The organism is Shinella sedimenti (assembly GCF_022601905.1).
Lineage (GTDB): Bacteria > Pseudomonadota > Alphaproteobacteria > Rhizobiales > Rhizobiaceae > Shinella > Shinella sedimenti.
Window position 1 is genome coordinate 304,352 of the sequence record NZ_JAKVIN010000005.1, and the last position, 17,423, is coordinate 321,774.

Here is a 17,423-nt window from a genome sequence, read left to right on the forward strand (position 1 = left end):
TTGAGAGCGAAACAAAATCATGTCAATTATTATATTGTAATGATTCAATGATTGCCTCTTGGCGAGCGTCAACCGATGGCGCCGACGTCATAGACCGGCGGTAACTGCTCGAAAGCATGCCGCACCGTCGTCAGCGCCTTTTTCAGGCTCGCGTGGCTCATACGCCCACCGAGGCAGATGCGAATGCCCCCACCATGGCCCGGCCCGGCGATGAAGGGCTCGGACGGCGTGACAGCGACGTTCTGGCTGGCGAGCGCGCGAACCAAACCGTCTTCGGTCCAGTGCTGGGGCAACTTCAGCCAAGAACACAAGGAAAGAGGGTGGCTTGATGCGAAATGATCACCCAGGATGTCAGCGGCGATGCTTTGACGTACCCTCGCTTCCTCCCGCTGAAGTGACAGCAGGTGCTGCGCCATACCGTTTTCAACCCAGCGCGAGGCGATCTCGGCAGTGAGATAGGTTCCGCTCCAGCTCGAGACACGCAGGATGGATGCCGCCCGGATGGAATAGGCGGGCGGCACGACGAGATAACCGACACGCAGGCCGGTCAGCACGGTCTTTGTGAAGCTTGTGACGAAGAAGCCAAGCGCTGGCAGCAATTCGGTAATCGAAGGCAAATCCTCCTCGATCATCGGCCTGTAGACCTCGTCCTCGATGACGAAGACGCCGTAACGCCGTGCGATCTCCGCGATCGCGCGCCTGCGCTCGGCACCGGCAACATGACCCGTCGGATTGTTGAGCGTCGGAATGATGACCAGTGCCCGGACGCCCCCCGCGGTGCAGGCCGCTTCCAGAGCTTCGGGCAAAATCCCTTCCGCGTCAGTGGGGAGACCCTTCAGGCTGAAGCCGAGGATGTTGGAGAGCCCGATAATGCCGTGATCGGTGAGATTTTCGCACAGGACGACGTCGCCGGAGCGAATGATGCAACTGAGGGCAAGGAAGATGCTATGCGCCGCACCGTTCGTCACCAGGATGCGCTCCGCGCCCGCGCTGACCCCCATCGGCTGCAACCAGAGCCGCGCGATTTCTCGGTGACGCTCCAGTCCCGCTATCGGGCGGCACGGACGCATAAAGCTCGCGATGTCGCTTTCGGCAAGCTCGCGGAAGATCTCGCGCGAGGCGGCTTCATGCGCATCGAGGTAGACGGCGCGGATAATGGAAAGGTCCAGCACTTCATTTTGGCTATGGTCGAGCATCATGCGACCGGCACGATCTGTCACACGCGCCTTGACGAAGGTTCCCCGGCCGATCTCACCACTCAGATAGCCGAGCCTCTCCGCTTCCTTGTACGAGAGACTAACGGTCTGCACCGACAGGCCGAGCTCGCGCGCCAGATCACGATGGGTCGGCATACGATCCATCGGCTTGAGAAGGCCGGAATCGATGTCGGCGATAATGCGCTCCGTCAGAGCGGCATGCTTCGTTTCACCCTTCTGTTTTGCCAGGACCGGGCGCCAGGCGACGACCTTAGTGACAGGGACCGGGTCGGCAGCAAGGGGATTGGCGTGGCGGCGCATAAATTGTCTCGTTTCAACGTCGAATGTTTCATGACATTATGCACCTTTGAAGCAAAAGATGAAGCACCGCGCATTGCATTGGCATCGCTTGCTCAGGCCTTTGTGTGACCGAGACCTTCTCTCGCCTGCTTGGCACTCAATTCATGAACACATCGAACGCTCAATCCTCAGCCTGCCCGCTGCCGTTCAAGGCTCGCCTTCCAGCATCTCCTGGATATCCTGCCCTGCATCGCCGGCCATCGTATCGGCTTTGGCAGCTGCGTCGAGAAAGTCTTTCTGAGACGCAATCGCATAGTTGCAGCCGACGAACATCGTCTTGGGCTTTCCTGCTTCCATCGGCATGCCCAGCATTACGGCCAAGGCGTCATCGGTTGGGGCGAAGGCGCCGATCATCGGTCCACTCTCCGGATCGACGAACCGATAATACTGCTCAGTCACCTTGATCGGCGCGCGCTTCATGTCCTGCTTGCGGGTGGTTTCCAGTGCGGCATCATATGTCTGCTCCGTCACGACCCATTCCTGGAGGAACGCGATCCGTGTCGTGGGTGCGCCAAAAACCGTGATCGGCGTCTTGAGGTCGAAGGTCTCGAGCCCCATCATTCCATCATGGCCGTCATCGTCAACCGGCGTGAGCCATTCGGGAATAGCACTTCCCGTGAAAAGCGCCATTCCGGTCTCGCCGAGAACATCTCGCGGCGCGCGGCACTCCGCAAGCGCAGCAAGGATCTCTGGCGCGAGTTCAAAAGTGCCCTGCTCAACGGGCTGGTCCTCGGCATACGCAATTCCGTTGCCTGTCAGTTGGCACACAAACGCAAGCGCGATGAACGTGCTCAGATAGAATTTCATCATATCCACGTCCGTTGCCCCTTTTGGCTCAAAATCACGGCAGGCTTCACGAAGCGGCGTATTTCACCGTCACGCCACGCTGGCGAAAGTAAGCCTGCATGAGCTTTCTGCCCGAGCGATTGTTCTGCACGAGCCTGGCAGGGTCGAACACGGCCTCTTTCACACCTTCCCTCATCAGCGCCGCCTTCAGTGTCGCGATGTGCACATCGATGTCTGCATTGTCCGCTTGCAGCGATCCATAAATGCGCTCTACTGCCTCTGCCACGGTCGGTTCGCTCACGTCGGTACTCCTGTCGTTATCGGGCGGAGGGCCGCCCCGTTTTCCGCGTTTAGCAGCCCTGATCATCCCGATCTACCGGCCTTCATGGACTTCAACAAGGGAATCCATCGAAGCGACGCCGACAGGTGAACACCAATGTCGGGAATTGACGCCGGCAAACGTCTTTATAAAGTCGCGTTGAATTCCGACTGCCAGAACGCGATGCAACACATTCTGCCCGGCCCAAACCGTTACGGAGAGAACAGCATGCGCAAGACCGGATATCGCTGGATTGTTGTGGCTGTTGGCGGCCTGCTCGGCTGCGTGGCCATAGGGTCGATGTTTACGTTGCCAGTCTTCATCCGCCCCATCGTGACGGAGACCGGCTGGTCGGTCACCGGAATATCCACGGCCATGACAATTGCTTTCCTCGCGATGGCGCTGGGCAGCATCGTCTTTGGATCGCTATCCGACCGGATTGGCGTTCGACCGGTCGTTCTGGGCGGATCCGCGGCACTTGCCGGCAGCCTGGCATGGGCAAGCCGCGCAACTTCGCTCGTCGAATTCCAGCTGATTTTCGGTCTACTGGTCGGCCTGTCGATTGCAGCGATCCTGCCGCCTCTGATGGCCTCGGTCATGGGCTGGTTCGATACCCAGCGCAGCCTGGCTGTTTCACTCGTATCAGCGGGTATGGGCATGGCGCCGATGACGGTGTCGCCCCTCGCCGCCTGGCTCGTCTCGACCTATGACTGGCGCTCGTCACTGCTTGTCATCGCTGCGATTGCAGCGGTGACGATGTTGCCGCTATCCCTTCTTCTCCGGCAGCCCCCAGAGACCAGCGAGGAAGGTAATGCGCCACTATCAGACGGCCAAACCGGTGCGCCAATGTCGGTTTCAACAGCGCTTAAATCCCAACCTTTCATCATCCTGATGCTGGTCAACTTCTTCTGTTGCGCAACCCATTCCGGACCCATCTTCCACACCGTCGGATATGCCGTCAGCTGCGGCATCCCCCTGATGGCGGCCGTGACGATCTATAGCGTCGAAGGTTTCGCCGGACTTGGCGGGCGCGTTGCCTTCGGCTTGATGGCCGATCGCTTCGGCGCCAAGAACATCCTGGTTCTCGGCCTCCTCGCGCAGGCGATCGTTGCATTCTTCTTTTTCTTCGTCCGTCAGTTGGAGGGGTTCTACGCCGTCGCGGCGATGTTCGGCTTCATCTATGCCGGCGTCATGCCTCTCTATGCCGTTCTGGCGCGTGAAAATTTCCCGCAAAGGATGATGGGTACGATCATTGGCGGCACCGGAATGGCGGGCGGCCTCGGCATGGCGCTTGGCCCCTGGGCCGGCGGCCTGATCTACGACACGTTCGCCACTTACACTTGGCTCTATCTCGGCGCCTGCGGCATGGGCCTCGGAGCCTTCTTGATCGCCATGACGTTCAAACCCTTTCCCACGACAGAACGACAGGTGGCTGCGGGTTAGAGGAGCGAGCGGCGTCCATCAGGCGCCCTTTGGGGAGCGCCTTGCCAGAACTGTAAGGCTACTGGACGCCCGCCGCTTTTCCCTCAACTCTCAGTAGGTACCGACTGTGACGGTTTCGCCCAACGCTCCAAGTTGCCTGTCGCGATCGGCAGCGGCTTCGCGGGCACCGTTGACGATCAGCGAGACGTCGTTGGTGCCGATGATGAAACGATAGCCGAGACGCGAAAGATTGGCGAAATCGCGTCCCGCCCCGACGATCGTTCCGAGCGGTTTACCGGCTTTCGCCGCGCCGTCCTCGATCGTTTTCAGCAAAGCCTGGGGCTCGGGTTCCAGCATGCGCTCCATCTTGCCGATCGATGCGGCAAGATCGTTCGGCCCGACGAAGAGCATGTCGATGCCTGGCACGGCAGCGATTGCCGCGAGGTTTTCGACGGCCTGGTGATGCTCAATCTGCACCATCAGCAGCAATTCGTCATGGGCATTGGCGGCATAGTCGGGCCGCGCGCCGTAGCGGGAAGCACGGACGATCGGGGCGGCATAGCCGCGACGGCCGCGGGATGGATAAGTGCAGAATTCGGCGATGGACCGCGCGTATTCGGCCGTGTTGACCTGCGGCACGATCAGCGATCGGATGCCTCGGTCGAGTACGCGTTTCAGCGTCGTCTCCGAGCCATCGGGAACGCGCATGACGACCTCGCCGCCGGCGGCCTCGACAGCGCGCGCGACATGCACGGCCTCCTCGATGCCGCCGATGCCGTGTTCGCCGTCAATAACGATGACGGGCCAGCCATTCATCACCATTGCCTCGGCATTGTCGGGGCTACCCATCTCCGACCAGGCGGCTGTGACGGTCTCACCAGCAAGGATGCGCTGCTTGATCGGGTTCACGAGATTGCCTCCACATCAAGGTCAATGACTTTGCCAGGGTTTAGGATGTTCTTCGGATCGAGCGCTTTCTTGATGGTCGCCATGAGAGCGAGTTCCTCAGCACTGCGGGAATATGGAAGATAGGGTTTTTTTACTGTGCCGATGCCGTGCTCGGCAGAGACCGTACCGCCGAAGGAGCGCACCGTTTCATAGACGATCCGGTTGATATCGGCCGAAGGTTGCTGTGCAGAACCTTCAACCAGCGCGACGATGTGCAGGTTGCCGTCACCGATATGGCCATAATAGACTGAAAGGCAACCGGGAACTTCGGCCTCAAGACGCGACCGGCACGCCTTGGCGAAATCGTCCATGGCGTCGACGGGCAGGCCGATATCGAATGCACAATGTGCGCCGAGCACCGTCTGGAACTCGCCCGCGGCATCGCGCGTGCGCCAGAAGGCCAGCGTGTCCGCCTTGCTCTGGGAAATCGCCGCGTCGGCGATAAGCCCTGCCTCGAACTGGCTTTCCAACCAGGTCTGGAACCGGCCGCCGTCAACCTGCTCGTCAAGGCCCTGCGCTTCGACAAGCACGTAGAAGGCGTGGTCGCCTTCGACCGGCCGGCGGATGCCGGGCACCCGAACCGTGGCGGCATGCCAGTAATCCGGCCACATCACCTCGAACGCCGACAAAAGCGGGCCAAGCCCCCGACGCGCGCCATTCAGGAGCTTGACGACGCTGCCGTAATCATCGACGCCGCAAAGTGCCGCCATCGTGCAGCCGGGCTGCGGATGAAGGCGCAAGACCGTGCGCGTGATAACGCCGAGCGTGCCCTCCGACCCGATGAAGAGCTGCTTGAGGTCGAAACCGGCATTGTTCTTGATCATCTTGTTGAGGCTGGTCATCAGCGTGCCGTCGGCCAGAGCGACCTCGATGCCCAACACCATTTCCCGCGCCATCCCATAACGGATGACGCGGTTGCCGCCGGCGTTCGTGCCGAGATTGCCACCGATGGCGCAGCTGCCGCGTGCGCCGAGATCGAGCGGAATGAAGAAGCCCGCCTCATCCGCGGCCTTCTGGATCACCTCGAGCGGCGTGCCCGCCCTGACCGTCATGGTGGCGGCAGCGGCGTCGATCTCCTCGATACCCTGAAGACGCTCGAGGGAGAGGGCAACCGCGCCTTCGATCGGATGTGCGCCGCCGGCAAGCCCGGTCAGTCCACCCTGCGGCACCACCGGCACGTCATGGGCGGCGCAGATGCGCAGCACATCGGCAACACCTTGAGGCGTGTCGGGGCGCGCGACGGCAAGAGGACGGACCGGAGGCAGAAAGCTCGTATCGGCCGTGTTGCGGGCTGGAATGTCCTCGCCGGTCAAAAGCGCATTTCGGTCCAGAATGGCGGAAAGCGCCTGTATGCATTCACCGGCGCGGGCTTGGGCGATCATGTCGTAATAGGTCCTGAAACTGTTGAATGCGTCCGACGGCGCGGCGGACCGCGCCGTCGGTTGGGAGGATCGAGCTTATTGGCCGCGCATCGCGGCAAGCTGGTCCTGAACGAGTGTGTAGGGTTCTTCCCCGATCGACGCCTTGTTGGCCTCATAGACGGGTTTGATCGCTTCGCGCAGGCGCGTCATCTCAGCGTCGCTCAACGTTTCCACGACTTCCACACCGTGACTGCGCAAGGCTTCGAGAGCCTCGAGTGCCGCCGCGCGGCTACGCTCGAGCTGGGCGGTGCGTGCCTCCGCGGCACAGATCTGCAGCAGTTCCTGTTCCTGCGGCGTATAGCTGTCCCACACCTTCTTGGAGAACATGACCGGCGTCGGTGAATAGGCATGCCGCGTCAAGGTGAGATACTTCTGCACCTCGTAGAACTTCGATGCCTCGATCAGCGGCAGCGGGTTTTCCTGTCCATCGACGGCACCGGTCTCGAGCGCAGTGAACACTTCACCGAACGCCATCGGCACCGGATTGGCGCCGAGACGGCGGAATGTGTCGAGGAAGATATTGTTCTGCATCACACGGAAATTGAGTCCGCGGAAATCTTCGATCTTCTCGATCGGGTGCTTTGAATTGGTGGTGTTGCGGAAACCGTTTTCCCAGAACGACAAAAGCACCAGCCCGTGGTCGGGCATACGCTTGGCCAGATAGTCGTAGAAGGGGCCGGTAAGAACGGCGTCCGCTTCTTCATTCGAAGCGAAGAGGAAGGGCAGGCCGAACACGTTCATGGCCGGCTCGATGCCCGCAAGCGCGTCGGCACCAGCGACAACCATTTCAAGCGAGCCGGACCGCACGGACTGCGTTGCGTCCAGATCGTCGCCCAGCGCGCCCGAGTAGAAACCGCGCAGCTTCATCTTGCCGCCGGAACCGGCTTCCAGGCACGCCGACATCGCGTCGACGCCGGCCGCGACCGGATGGTCCTTCGGCGCACCATTGGAAACCTTTATATTGCGGCTGTTGAACTCTGCCGACGCCGAACCGGCAAACATGGTGGCAGCCATCAGGGCGGCAGCGAAGATTTTCAGTTTCATTTTTCACCTTCCTCCAAAGTGGGGCGGGGCAAAGGATTTTGTCCCGCCAAGAAGCCTCACCGCAGGAAATTCAGCGGGACGAGAACGAGTTGCGGGAACATGACCAGCAGGAACAGGACGATGACCTGCGCGGCGATGAAGGGCAGCGACCCCTTGATCACTTGATGCAACGGGATGCGCGCGACACCGCTCGCCACGCTCATCACGATACCCACTGGCGGCGTGATCAGGCCGATCGCGCAGTTGATGACGAAAAGCACGCCGAAATAGACGGGGTCGATACCGGCAGCCGTGACGACCGGCAGAAGCACCGGCGCCAGGATCAGGATGGTCGGGCCCATGTCGAGCGCCATGCCGATGACGAGAATGATCAGCATGATCACCCCCAGAAGCAGCTTGGGATTGTCGGCGAGCGGTGCGACAAGGTCCATAACGACACCGGAAAGATCGGCCACGGCAATGAACCAGGCGGTGGTCAGGGCGGCTGCTGCCAGCATCATGACGACGGCCGTTGTGACCGCAGCGTTGCGCAACGCCTCGTACATCGCCGACAAGGGCAGTTCGCGATGGACGAAGATACCGACGAAGGTGGCATAGACCGCGGCAACGACGGCGGCTTCCGTCGGCGTCACGATGCCAAAGCGGATGCCGCCCAGAATGATGACCGGCATGCCGAGCGACCATCCTGCCGCACCGAGCGTCTGAAGGCGGACTTTCCATCCCTGGCGCGGCATCACATCGACATTGTCGGTGCGAGAGACGATCGCCCAGGCGACAGCGATGCCGACACCCATCATGAGGCCGGGCACGATACCCGCCAGGAAGAGCTGGGTAATCGAGACGTTGGTCGCCACACCGAATATGATATAGGCGATCGACGGCGGCATGATCGGCGCGATCGTCCCGCCGGCTGCCATGAGGCCGACGGACCGTCCCTGTTCATAGCCGGCCGCACGCATCATTGGCAGAAGCATGGCGATCAACGCCGCCGTGTCGGCGGCCGCCGAACCAGACAAGCTCGCCATGATGACGGCGGCAAGGATCGCGACGAAACCGAGGCCGCCGCGACGATGCCCGAGGAAAGAGCTCGCGAAGGCGATGATGCGCTTCGACATGCCGCCCGCATTCATCAATTCGCCGGCCAGCAGGAAGAACGGAATGGCCAGCAGCGGGAAGCTGTTCGCGCCCACGACCATGCGCTGGGCGATGATCTGTGTGTCGAAAAGGTCGAGATAGATGCCCATCGTGAGCGCACACAACACGAGCGCAAAGGCAACGGGAACGCCGACAGCAAGAGCGCCACCGAGCGTGGCAAGGAAAATTGCAAGCGTCATAGCGCGCGCTCCACCAAAGCTTCCGTCGTTTGTGGCACGGCGTACGGATCATACGTACCCCGAAACGCCCCGATCATGCGGTGGATAGCGATAATGCCGATGCCGATCGCGGACGGGATGACGATACCGAACACAAAGATCATCGACAGGCCGGTGACCGGCGAGCGGTCCGTGGCAGTCACGCCGGATTGCCGCCAGGCACCGTCGAGCAGCAGCCAGCAGACGAAAACGATGAGCCCGTTGGCGATGAACAGAAGCACACGCCGCACATTCGGTCTGGACGCGCTCACAAGAAGATCGAAGCCCATATGCGCGTGGTTGCGCATCGCAACGACGCCACCGATGAAGATAAGCCAGACGAAGAAGAAGCGCGACAGCTCTTCGGAAACATCCAGACCTGAACTGAAGACGTAACGCAGCACGACATTGGCGAACACCATGACTGTCATGCCGGCGAGCAGCAACACGAGCAGAACCTCGAGCAGCTTGAAAAACGCGTTGATCGAACGGTCGATCATTTCCTTCCTCCCGAAACGGTAACCACCTCTCCCGTGGTGTATGCAGCGCGGAACAGCAGCCAGGCAGCGGCTTCCGCAACGTCCGCGGCGTCGCCGAGACGATGAAGCGGTATGGTCGCAGCGCGCGCGTCCATCTCGGCGCGGTCAGCGAAGACATCCTTCTGGATGTCTGTGTCGATAATTCCAGGCGCCAGCGCATTGACGCGAATGGCCGGCGCAAGTTCGCGGGCCATCGCGAAGGTGAGCGACTGCAGGGCGCCTTTGCTTGCGGCATAAACCGCGTTTCCGGCCGCCCCGCCATTACTGGCCGCAATGGACGACAGGTTGACGATCGCGGCATCAGGATGTTCTGCCCGGGCACGCAGAAAGGCTCGTGTCACCACGAAAGCGCTGCGCACATTGATGCCGAGAACCCGGTCGACCTCCGCAGGATCGATGTCGATGAGCGGCATTCGGCGGCCGATGATGCCGGCATTGTTGACGAGATGGGTCGGCGCCCAGTCGTCGCCAATCCGCGCTATCGCTTCGTCGACGGCGGCGGCAACCGAAACGTCAACGCACTCCACCCGGACTCTATCGCCAAGCGCATTGCGCGCTCTTTCGAGCCGCTGCGCATCGACATCCCAGAGGATCGCGCGCGCGCCGCCGGCGATGACGGCATCCGCAATGGCGCGGCCAATCCCGGCCGCACCGCCCGTGACGAGGACGACTGCGTTCATCGTCCGAAACTTTCATCCAGTTGCTGATGGAAGCCGAGGTCGACAATCTCACAGAACTCTGCGTAGCTGTGCTTGGCGGGGCCACCTTCAGGCGCACCGGTGGCGCGCAGTTCCGCCAGAGCGTCTTGCATCGCACGCGTTGCGCTGAGCAGCGCCGTGAGCGCATAGAAGACGACACTGAATCCCATGTCTTGAAGGTCGGCCAGTTTCAGCGCGGTGGTTTCGTTGCCATCGACGATGGAAACGACCTTTGGTCCATCGATCGCCCTAGCAACGGCCTCGACATCGGCAATCTTCTTGATGCCGTCGACGAAGACGAGATCGACGCCCGCGTCCTGATAGAGTCTTGCGCGATAGAGCGCCTCTTCGATGCCGTCCGCCTGCAGCGCATCCGTGCGACCAATGATGACGAGGTCGTCCTTCGCCCGCGCCGATATGGCCGCCTTGAGCCTCAGAGCCGATTCTTCACGGCCCATCAGCTTTACACCGGCCATCTGCCCGCACCGCTTGGGTGCGACCTGGTCTTCCAGGTGGATCGCGGCAACACCGGCCTGGACGTATTCGCGTACCGTGCGGTGAATGTTCGACGGACCGCCATAACCGGTATCGGCATCGGCAATGACCGGGATCGAGACGGCGCGCGTCATGTTGCGCGCGTGTTCCGTCATTTCGGTCTGCGTAAGAAGACCGATATCGGGCGTTCCCAGCCGCGTCGCCGTCGCGCCGAAACCGGTCATGTAGACCGCTTCGAAGCCGGCGCGCTGGACCAGCCGGGAGCTCAGGCTATCGGGAGCACCAGGCGCAGCAATGATCCGCCCGCCTTCCAGAAGGCGGCGTAGGTTTTGTGCTTGAGTCATGATTTCAGGGTCTCCTGCTACCCGCATCCTCGGACAGCGCATCGCGAGCGACACGCAGTGTTCGCCAGACATGTTCATCCATGATGGCGGCGAGAGCGTCGATATCCTTGGCGGCAATCAGATCCGCCATCTGCTTGTGTTCTGAATAACTCTGATCGCCGGGCTGGCCATAGGCCACGCTGAGAGAGCTTCGGATCGCGCCGAGCTGGCCTTCCGCGACGGCATAGGCATCCCTGATCAGCCGATTACCGCAAAGATCGAAGAAGGCCCGATGAAATTCGGCGTCGGCGCGGGCATAGGCGAACTGATCGCCGGCCTCGAGCGCCGCGGTCATCGCAGTGACAGCCGACTGTATCGCGTCGGTGAGTTCGCGATGATTGCGCGTCATCGACAGCCGCAATGCCTGCATCTCAAGCATCAACCGGTATTCACAAAGGATTTCCACGTCCGCAAGAGTCGGGGAGAACACGAAGCTCCCGCGCTTGGGGCGCACGATCACCAGCCCGGACTGCTGAAGCTGCAGGAGAGCATCGCGTATCGGCGTCCGGCTCACCCCGAACGTCTCGGCAAGCTTGTCTTCCGAGATATTCTCGCCAAGCCCGAAATGCCCGTCGACGATGGCCTCTCGCAGTCGCTCCACCACCATCTGCGCGATGGATTGCGGCTGTTTGATCCGTAATTGGCGCGTGCCTCCCAACCGTGACCTCCTCCTGCCCGGCTAACGTTATGTGTTACATACAACAGAAAGTGCAGACGCGTAAACAGCCAAAATTCTGCGAAGTGAGGGATCGGGTAGCGATGTTGATTTTCGTGCGGGAGATCGCGTTCGATGCCCTGTCTACACGACGAGAAAACTAAAGAAATCAGACCGAAACGATCTCAATCCAGACATCAGCGGGAATGGCCGAACACAGAAAAATGGCCCGGAGCTTTCTATAAGCACCGGGCCACCGAGCGGTTCTGGCTATTTGGGCAACCGCCTCAGGCAGCCTTGCCACCCGTCTTGCCGTCCTGGAGGCCGTAGGTGGCGAAGCCCTGAAGCACGCCCACGATTTCTTCGTCGGGCAGGATCATCGGGCCGCCGATAAGCAGCGTATGGTAGTACTGCTTTGAAAGCGTTTCGAGTTCGACGGCTGCCCACATCGCCTTTTCCAGCGTCGCGCCGGTGGCGATCATGCCATGGTTCGCCATCAGGCAGGCGGAGCGGCCTTCCATCGCCCGGATGACACTGTCCGAAAGCGCCTTCGTACCATACCGGGCATAGTCGGCGATCCTGACGTCCGGGCCGCCGAACGCCGCGATCATATAGTGGCAGGCAGGGATCGGTTTGCCTGCCATGGCAAGGATCGTCGCGTAGGTAGAATGCGTGTGCACCACAGCGCCGACATCCGGCCTCGCCTTCATGATATCAAGATGAAACGGCCATTCGACGGACGGCTTTTTCGGGCCGTCATAGTCCCCGTTTCCGGCGAGTGGAAGCGACGCAATCATGTCTGGCTGCATCGTATCGTAGGGAATGCCGGAAGGCGTGATCAGCATGCGGTCGCCGAAGCGCACGCTGATATTGCCGGACGTGCCCTGATTGAGCCCGGACGCGTTCATGCCGCGGCAATGGTCGATGATCGATTGGCGAATGGAAAGTTCTGTCATGGGAGGCCTCAGCAGGGATTGACGGGCGGCTGACCGGCGATATAGCGACGCACCTCGTCGGCCGCCATCTCGGCAGCATATGTCACGGTACGCACGGACGCACCGGCAATATGCGGCGTGAGCGTGACATTGGGCAACTGCAACAGCGGCCAGTCGGCCGGCACAGGCTCGACCGCGAAGGTCTCCAGCATGGCGCCGCCCAGATGGCCGCTGGTCAGCGCTTCGTAGAGCGCATCATAGTCGCAGAGTGGCCCGCGCGCCGTATTCACAAACAGGGCGCCCGGCTTCATTTGCGCAAAGGCATCCGCGTTCATCATGTTGCGCGTCTCCTCCGAAACGCGCGGATGCAGCGTCACCACATCCGCGTGCGACAGCAGCGTGTCCAACGAGACATGCTCCACGCCTGCATTATGATCGTCGGCGGAGAGCTGGACATAGGGATCACAGACCAGAACCTTCGTTCCAAAGGCCCTGAGCAGCCGCACGACCTTCGTGCCGATATTGCCGTAACCGATGACGCCCACGGTCAGCTCGGAGAGTTCACGCCCCGTAACGTCCGCGCGGTAGAGTTCGCCGCGCCATTCCCCCTTTCGAAGCGACTCGTGGCCACTGCGAATGAGCCGCGTCTCGGCGAGGATTGCGCCGATGGTGAATTCGGCGACAGCACTGGAATTGCGGCCGGGCGTATTGACAACGGTAACGCCGGCCTCCCGCGCCGCTTTCATGTCGATGTTGACAGGGCCGCCGCGGGAGACGGCAACGAACTTCAAACCGGGCATGCGTTCGAACATGGCATGCGAGAGGGGCGCCAGCTGCGTGATGAAGATTTCAGCGTCGCCGATAAAATCCACGATCTCGTCGGCCGAACCCAGATATTCCTTAAGCCCGTCCATGCCCGCGACCTCATATCCGTGCTCCATCGGAACGTCCGGCCAGGGCAGCTCGAGCAGCCTGATGTCGTGGCCGTCGCCACAGGCTTCCACGAGCTTTTCCTGAAAGACCTGCGGAAGCATGAAGCGGTCACCCGCGATGGCTATTTTCTTCGTCATTGAACCTTGTCCTGTTGTTTGGTCATCGTTTCCCAGACCGGCCGAAGCGCCTCACGCGACTGGCGATAGGCGGGAAACACCGAATCGAAATATCGGGAAAGCTTTTGGTCGGCGGGTTCGGCCGGCCGCTGGCAGGGCGTCACCCATTCCTTAATGCATTCCGCCATCGATCCGTAAAGGCCAAGCGAGACTGCAGCGATCATCGCGGCACCCGCAGCGCCCGCCTCCTCCCGCTCGCTGGTCTGGATGCTGGCGCCCAGCGCACCGCCGAGGATGTGGCGAAGCGAGGCGCTACGTGCGGCCCCGCCTGTCAGCCGCACGCGTTGTGGCAACGGCCCCATGGCGAGGTAGCAATCGCGCGAGGCAAGCGCCAGGCCGTCGAAGACGGCGCGCACCATGTCCGGGAAGCCGCTCGAAACGGTGAGTCCGATGAAGGACGCCCGCGCCGCCGCATCGACGAACGGCCCCCTCTCACCGGCTTCCGATATGTAGGGATGGAAGATCGGTGGCCGGTCGTTAGCCTGGGCGAGCCACACCTCCATCTGCGCCAGAAGTTCCGCCTTCGTCTTCTCGACCCCCATGCCTTTGAGCAGCCCGCCCGCCACCGACAGTATCCAGTCGATATTGAGGGTCGCGGCCATGTTGGATTGCATCTGGGCATAGACACCGGGGATCGGCATGCACATCGTGTAGCCGGTCAGGTCATCGTTGAGCCGTACATCGTCAGGGCTCGTCGCAAGCCGCATGTGCATGCCGGTCGAACCGATGATCGAGCAGCCCGTATCGGTCCCGGGATCATAGAGGCCGGCGCCTAGCGACGTGCAGACCACGTCGACATAGCCGAGCACGACGGGCGTACCGGCGACGAGGCCGGTCAGCGCAGCTGCGCTTTCCGACAGGCCGTGATGTGTCACTGCGCCATCGACGATTTCGGGCAGGAGGTGGTCCTGTCCTTGCAGACCGAGAATATCGATCACCGTCTGAGAGTAGGCCCGCTTGCGAAAGTCTCCGAAGGTGAAGCAGGCTTCCGACGGATCCGTCGCGCGTATTCCCGTCAGCTTGAAATAGAGCCAATCCTTGCAGTGGAAGCCTGTCACCGCCCCCTCTAGCATTTCCGGCGCCTCGTCCAGCATCCAGCGGATCTGCGACCCTTGCTGGCAGGCGGCAAGCCCTGAGCCGGTACGGCTGAAACGCTCGGCGTCTCCACCCTCCAGGCGAAGCCGCGAGACGGTGTCTCCCGCCCGCGCGTCGAGCCAGAGCCATCCCTTGCCGACGGGATCGCCCGCCTTGTCGATGAGCCATGTCCCATCGCCCTGCCCGGTCACGGCGATGGCTGCGACGCGCGCGCCGAGGTTTTCGACCTCGCCCGCAAGCTCCGAAAGCGTGCGGGCGGTGTCCGCCCAGGTCCGCGCCATGTCCTGGACCGCCCCCGTCCGCCCCACGGTCTCGTAGCTGTTGGGAACCGCCGCCGCCGCGATCTGCCGGCCCTTCAGATCGAAGGCGACCGACTTGATGACGGACGTCCCGGCATCTATGCCGATCAAGATATCGCGCATGTCAGGCAAGCTCCGGGCCGTGGCTGACCGCGACGCCGCTTTCGCCGTCGAAGACATGCAGGTTGTGCGGATCTAGCTTCAACCCGATCATGTCGCCCAGACCAAGACGCACGCGGTCGTGCTCGACGAGAACCATCGTTCCGCCGGCAAAATCCGCGGCAATATGCGTCTGGTCTCCGAGCCACTGGCTGACCGATACTCTGGCAGGTACACCGCCATCCTCGCGCCGAACCGCATAGGGCCTGATGCCGAGCGACACCTTCTTGCGGTTGCGCAGCTCGGAAAGAACGGCAGGGGAGAAATCCGATACCGCATATTCGAGCCGCACCCCCTCGTTGAGGCCGAACACCATCGTGTCACCACTTACCGTGACGGTGGCGTCGAACACGTTCATGGGCGGTTCGCCGACGAAGGTGCCGGTGAAGAGGTTCGCCGGCCGCTCCTTGATCATCTGCGGCGTGTCGAACTGCTGCAGCACCCCGCCCTCCATGACGGCAATGCGGTCCGCCAGCGCATTGGCTTCCGTCTGGTCATGCGTCACGAGGATGGCAGTCAGGCCCTTTTCCTTGATATAATGCTTGATGCGGCCGCGCAGGATGGCACGCAGCTGTGGCTCGAGTTGGCCCATCGGTTCATCGAGCAGATGCAGGTCGGCATCGCGGATCAGGGCGCGCCCGAGCGAGGCGCGTTGCTGCTGGCCGCCAGAGATCGAACTCGGGTAACGGCCGAGGATATCCTCGATCTCCAGAAGCTTTGCGATATAGGCAACTTTCTCATCGACCAGGCTCTGCGGCAGCTTGGAAGCCTTGAGCGCAAACGCGATGTTCTCGCGCACCGTCAGCGGCGGATAGAGCGAGTATCCCTCGAAGGCCATCGCGACGTTGCGCTTGACGGGCGCAAAGGTATGGACCTCCCGGCCCGCAAGCGAAATCTGTCCGCGCGAGACGGCCTCAAAACCGGCAATCATACGCAGAGTCGAGGTTTTTCCGCAGCCGGACGAGCCAAGCAATGCGACGATCTCGCCCTTCGCAATCTCCATCGACAGCTGCTTGACGGCGTGAACACCGTGATCGACAGGCCCGTAGAACTTGTCGACGCCCTTGATCTGAAGTCCCGCGCCGCTCATGCCGCTTCTCCCTGCGTACCCGTATGGCTGCCATGCCGGGCGATCAGCGCGCCCGTCTGCTTGTCGAAGAGGAAGGCATTGGCACCGTCGACCGCAATATGCGCGGACCCGGACGCCGGGCCCGGCGTTCCCGCCGGCCGCGACACGAGGATTTCCCGGCCGCGCACGGTCAGGGCGAGCGTCACGGTCTTCTCGTTGAGCGGCGTTTCCGCCTCGACCGTAACGGGAATGGCGCCCGGCGTTCCCGCCGGCACGAAGCTCAGCGCTTCGGGACGGAGCCCGAGCACGCAGGCCTTGCCAGCAGCGTTCGCGGGAATGCCGGGTAGCACAATCCGCACATCGGAAAGCAAGACTGACACGCCGTCAGCCTCCGCGTTGGGCTTGACGTCGAGCAGATTGATGGTCGGATCGCCGAAGAGGCGGGCAATGTCGATGTCCGCCGGTGCGTTGTAGATGTCCTCCGGCGTGCCGATCTGGCGAATCCTGCCGTCCGACATCACGGCGATGCGGTCGCCAAGCGCCATCGCCTCCTTATAGTCCTGCGTCACATAGACGACCGTCGCTCCCTGCGCGGCCAGAACACGCGGCAGTTCAAGCCGCATCTCGAAGCGAAGCTTCGCGTCGACGTTCCTGAGGGGATCGTCGAGCAGCAACAGCGGCGGCGAGCCGGCAAGCGCCCGGGCCAGTGCCGTGCGCTGCTTCTGGCCATTGGAGAGCGCCTTTGGCCGGTGCGTCAACACATGGTCTATCTTGAGAAGCTTTGCCACGCGGTGCACGCCGGCCTTGATCGTATCCGCCGAGGAGCGCTTCGCCTCGAGCGGCGTCGCAATGTTCTCGAAGGCGTCCATGTGCGGGAAGAGCGCGAAGTTCTGGAAGGCCATGCCGATGCCGCGATGCTCGGCATCGACATCGGTCATATCCTCGCCGCCGATCAGGATGCGGCCCTCTTCGGGGTCGATGACACCGGCGATCAGCCGCAGGAGGACCGACTTGCCGGCGCCCGACGGGCCAAACAGTACAAGCGTCTCGCCATCCTTTACGTCAAGCGACAGGTGGTCGAGCACGGTGTGGTTCTTGTAGCGCTTGACGATGTTTTCGAGTTGAAGCGTGGTCATGGC

The 17,423-nt window shown here is 61.9% G+C and carries 17 protein-coding genes; 1 reads left to right on the forward strand and 16 read right to left on the reverse strand.

What is annotated here, in order from left to right; genetic code table 11:
* Nucleotides 1-68: 68 nt before the first annotated feature.
* From ehuR to MKI86_RS13715, 3 genes are all read right to left on the reverse strand, one after another.
* Nucleotides 69-1,517: a MocR-like ectoine utilization transcription factor EhuR gene (gene ehuR / locus MKI86_RS13705; protein ID WP_241601466.1), complete on the reverse strand. Its 1,449-nt coding sequence runs from the start codon at nucleotides 1,515-1,517 to the stop codon at nucleotides 69-71.
* A gap of 186 nt (nucleotides 1,518-1,703) precedes the next feature.
* A complete protein-coding gene (locus tag MKI86_RS13710) occupies nucleotides 1,704-2,366 on the reverse strand; it encodes a hypothetical protein (protein WP_241601467.1) in 663 nt (220 codons plus the stop codon).
* A gap of 43 nt (nucleotides 2,367-2,409) precedes the next feature.
* Nucleotides 2,410-2,643: a hypothetical protein gene (locus tag MKI86_RS13715; protein WP_241601468.1), complete on the reverse strand. Its 234-nt coding sequence runs from the start codon at nucleotides 2,641-2,643 to the stop codon at nucleotides 2,410-2,412.
* 246 nt (nucleotides 2,644-2,889) lie between these two features.
* On the opposite strand from MKI86_RS13715, the gene MKI86_RS13720 reads away from it, so the two are divergent.
* On the forward strand, nucleotides 2,890-4,104 hold the full coding sequence (locus MKI86_RS13720; protein WP_241601585.1) for an MFS transporter: 1,215 nt from the start codon (nucleotides 2,890-2,892) through the stop codon (nucleotides 4,102-4,104).
* Between the two features lie 90 nt (nucleotides 4,105-4,194).
* On the opposite strand, the gene MKI86_RS13725 is transcribed toward MKI86_RS13720, so the two are convergent.
* The 13 genes from MKI86_RS13725 to MKI86_RS13785 all read right to left on the reverse strand — a co-directional run bounded on the left by MKI86_RS13725 (nucleotide 4,195) and on the right by MKI86_RS13785 (nucleotide 17,420).
* Nucleotides 4,195-4,992, reverse strand: coding sequence for an HpcH/HpaI aldolase family protein (locus MKI86_RS13725; protein WP_241601469.1), 798 nt, complete (start codon nucleotides 4,990-4,992; stop codon nucleotides 4,195-4,197).
* Nucleotides 4,989-6,413 (reverse strand): FAD-binding oxidoreductase, encoded by a 1,425-nt coding sequence (locus MKI86_RS13730; RefSeq protein WP_241601470.1) that lies wholly within the window; start codon nucleotides 6,411-6,413, stop codon nucleotides 4,989-4,991. Before MKI86_RS13730 ends, MKI86_RS13725 begins: the two co-directional genes overlap by 4 nt.
* Nucleotides 6,414-6,488: 75 nt before the next feature.
* Nucleotides 6,489-7,496 carry a DctP family TRAP transporter solute-binding subunit gene (locus MKI86_RS13735; protein WP_241601471.1) on the reverse strand — a complete coding sequence of 336 codons (1,008 nt, stop codon included), beginning with the start codon at nucleotides 7,494-7,496 and terminating at the stop codon, nucleotides 6,489-6,491.
* Between the two features lie 56 nt (nucleotides 7,497-7,552).
* Complete coding sequence (locus MKI86_RS13740; RefSeq protein WP_241601472.1) at nucleotides 7,553-8,830, reverse strand: TRAP transporter large permease; 1,278 nt, start codon at nucleotides 8,828-8,830, stop codon at nucleotides 7,553-7,555.
* Complete coding sequence (locus MKI86_RS13745; RefSeq protein ID WP_241601473.1) at nucleotides 8,827-9,348, reverse strand: TRAP transporter small permease; 522 nt, start codon at nucleotides 9,346-9,348, stop codon at nucleotides 8,827-8,829. The genes MKI86_RS13740 and MKI86_RS13745 overlap by 4 nt, the downstream gene beginning before the upstream one ends.
* Nucleotides 9,345-10,067 carry an SDR family NAD(P)-dependent oxidoreductase gene (locus tag MKI86_RS13750; RefSeq protein ID WP_241601474.1) on the reverse strand — a complete coding sequence of 241 codons (723 nt, stop codon included), beginning with the start codon at nucleotides 10,065-10,067 and terminating at the stop codon, nucleotides 9,345-9,347. Before MKI86_RS13750 ends, MKI86_RS13745 begins: the two co-directional genes overlap by 4 nt.
* Entirely contained in the window at nucleotides 10,064-10,924 is an 861-nt protein-coding gene (locus tag MKI86_RS13755) for an isocitrate lyase/PEP mutase family protein (protein ID WP_241601475.1), read from the reverse strand. The genes MKI86_RS13750 and MKI86_RS13755 overlap by 4 nt, the downstream gene beginning before the upstream one ends.
* Before the next feature lie 4 nt (nucleotides 10,925-10,928).
* Nucleotides 10,929-11,621 (reverse strand): GntR family transcriptional regulator, encoded by a 693-nt coding sequence (locus MKI86_RS13760; protein WP_241601476.1) that lies wholly within the window; start codon nucleotides 11,619-11,621, stop codon nucleotides 10,929-10,931.
* Between the two features lie 284 nt (nucleotides 11,622-11,905).
* Entirely contained in the window at nucleotides 11,906-12,574 is a 669-nt protein-coding gene (locus MKI86_RS13765) for a class II aldolase/adducin family protein (protein ID WP_241601477.1), read from the reverse strand.
* Nucleotides 12,575-12,582: 8 nt separating this feature from the next.
* On the reverse strand, nucleotides 12,583-13,623 hold the full coding sequence (locus MKI86_RS13770) for a 2-hydroxyacid dehydrogenase (protein ID WP_241601478.1): 1,041 nt from the start codon (nucleotides 13,621-13,623) through the stop codon (nucleotides 12,583-12,585).
* Complete coding sequence (locus MKI86_RS13775) at nucleotides 13,620-15,179, reverse strand: FGGY-family carbohydrate kinase (protein WP_241601479.1); 1,560 nt, start codon at nucleotides 15,177-15,179, stop codon at nucleotides 13,620-13,622. Before MKI86_RS13775 ends, MKI86_RS13770 begins: the two co-directional genes overlap by 4 nt.
* Nucleotide 15,180: 1 nt before the next feature.
* Nucleotides 15,181-16,305, reverse strand: coding sequence for an ABC transporter ATP-binding protein (locus tag MKI86_RS13780; protein WP_241601480.1), 1,125 nt, complete (start codon nucleotides 16,303-16,305; stop codon nucleotides 15,181-15,183).
* Nucleotides 16,302-17,420, reverse strand: a complete 1,119-nt coding sequence (locus MKI86_RS13785; protein ID WP_241601481.1) for an ABC transporter ATP-binding protein — start codon at nucleotides 17,418-17,420, stop codon at nucleotides 16,302-16,304. Before MKI86_RS13785 ends, MKI86_RS13780 begins: the two co-directional genes overlap by 4 nt.
* Nucleotides 17,421-17,423: the final 3 nt, after the last annotated feature.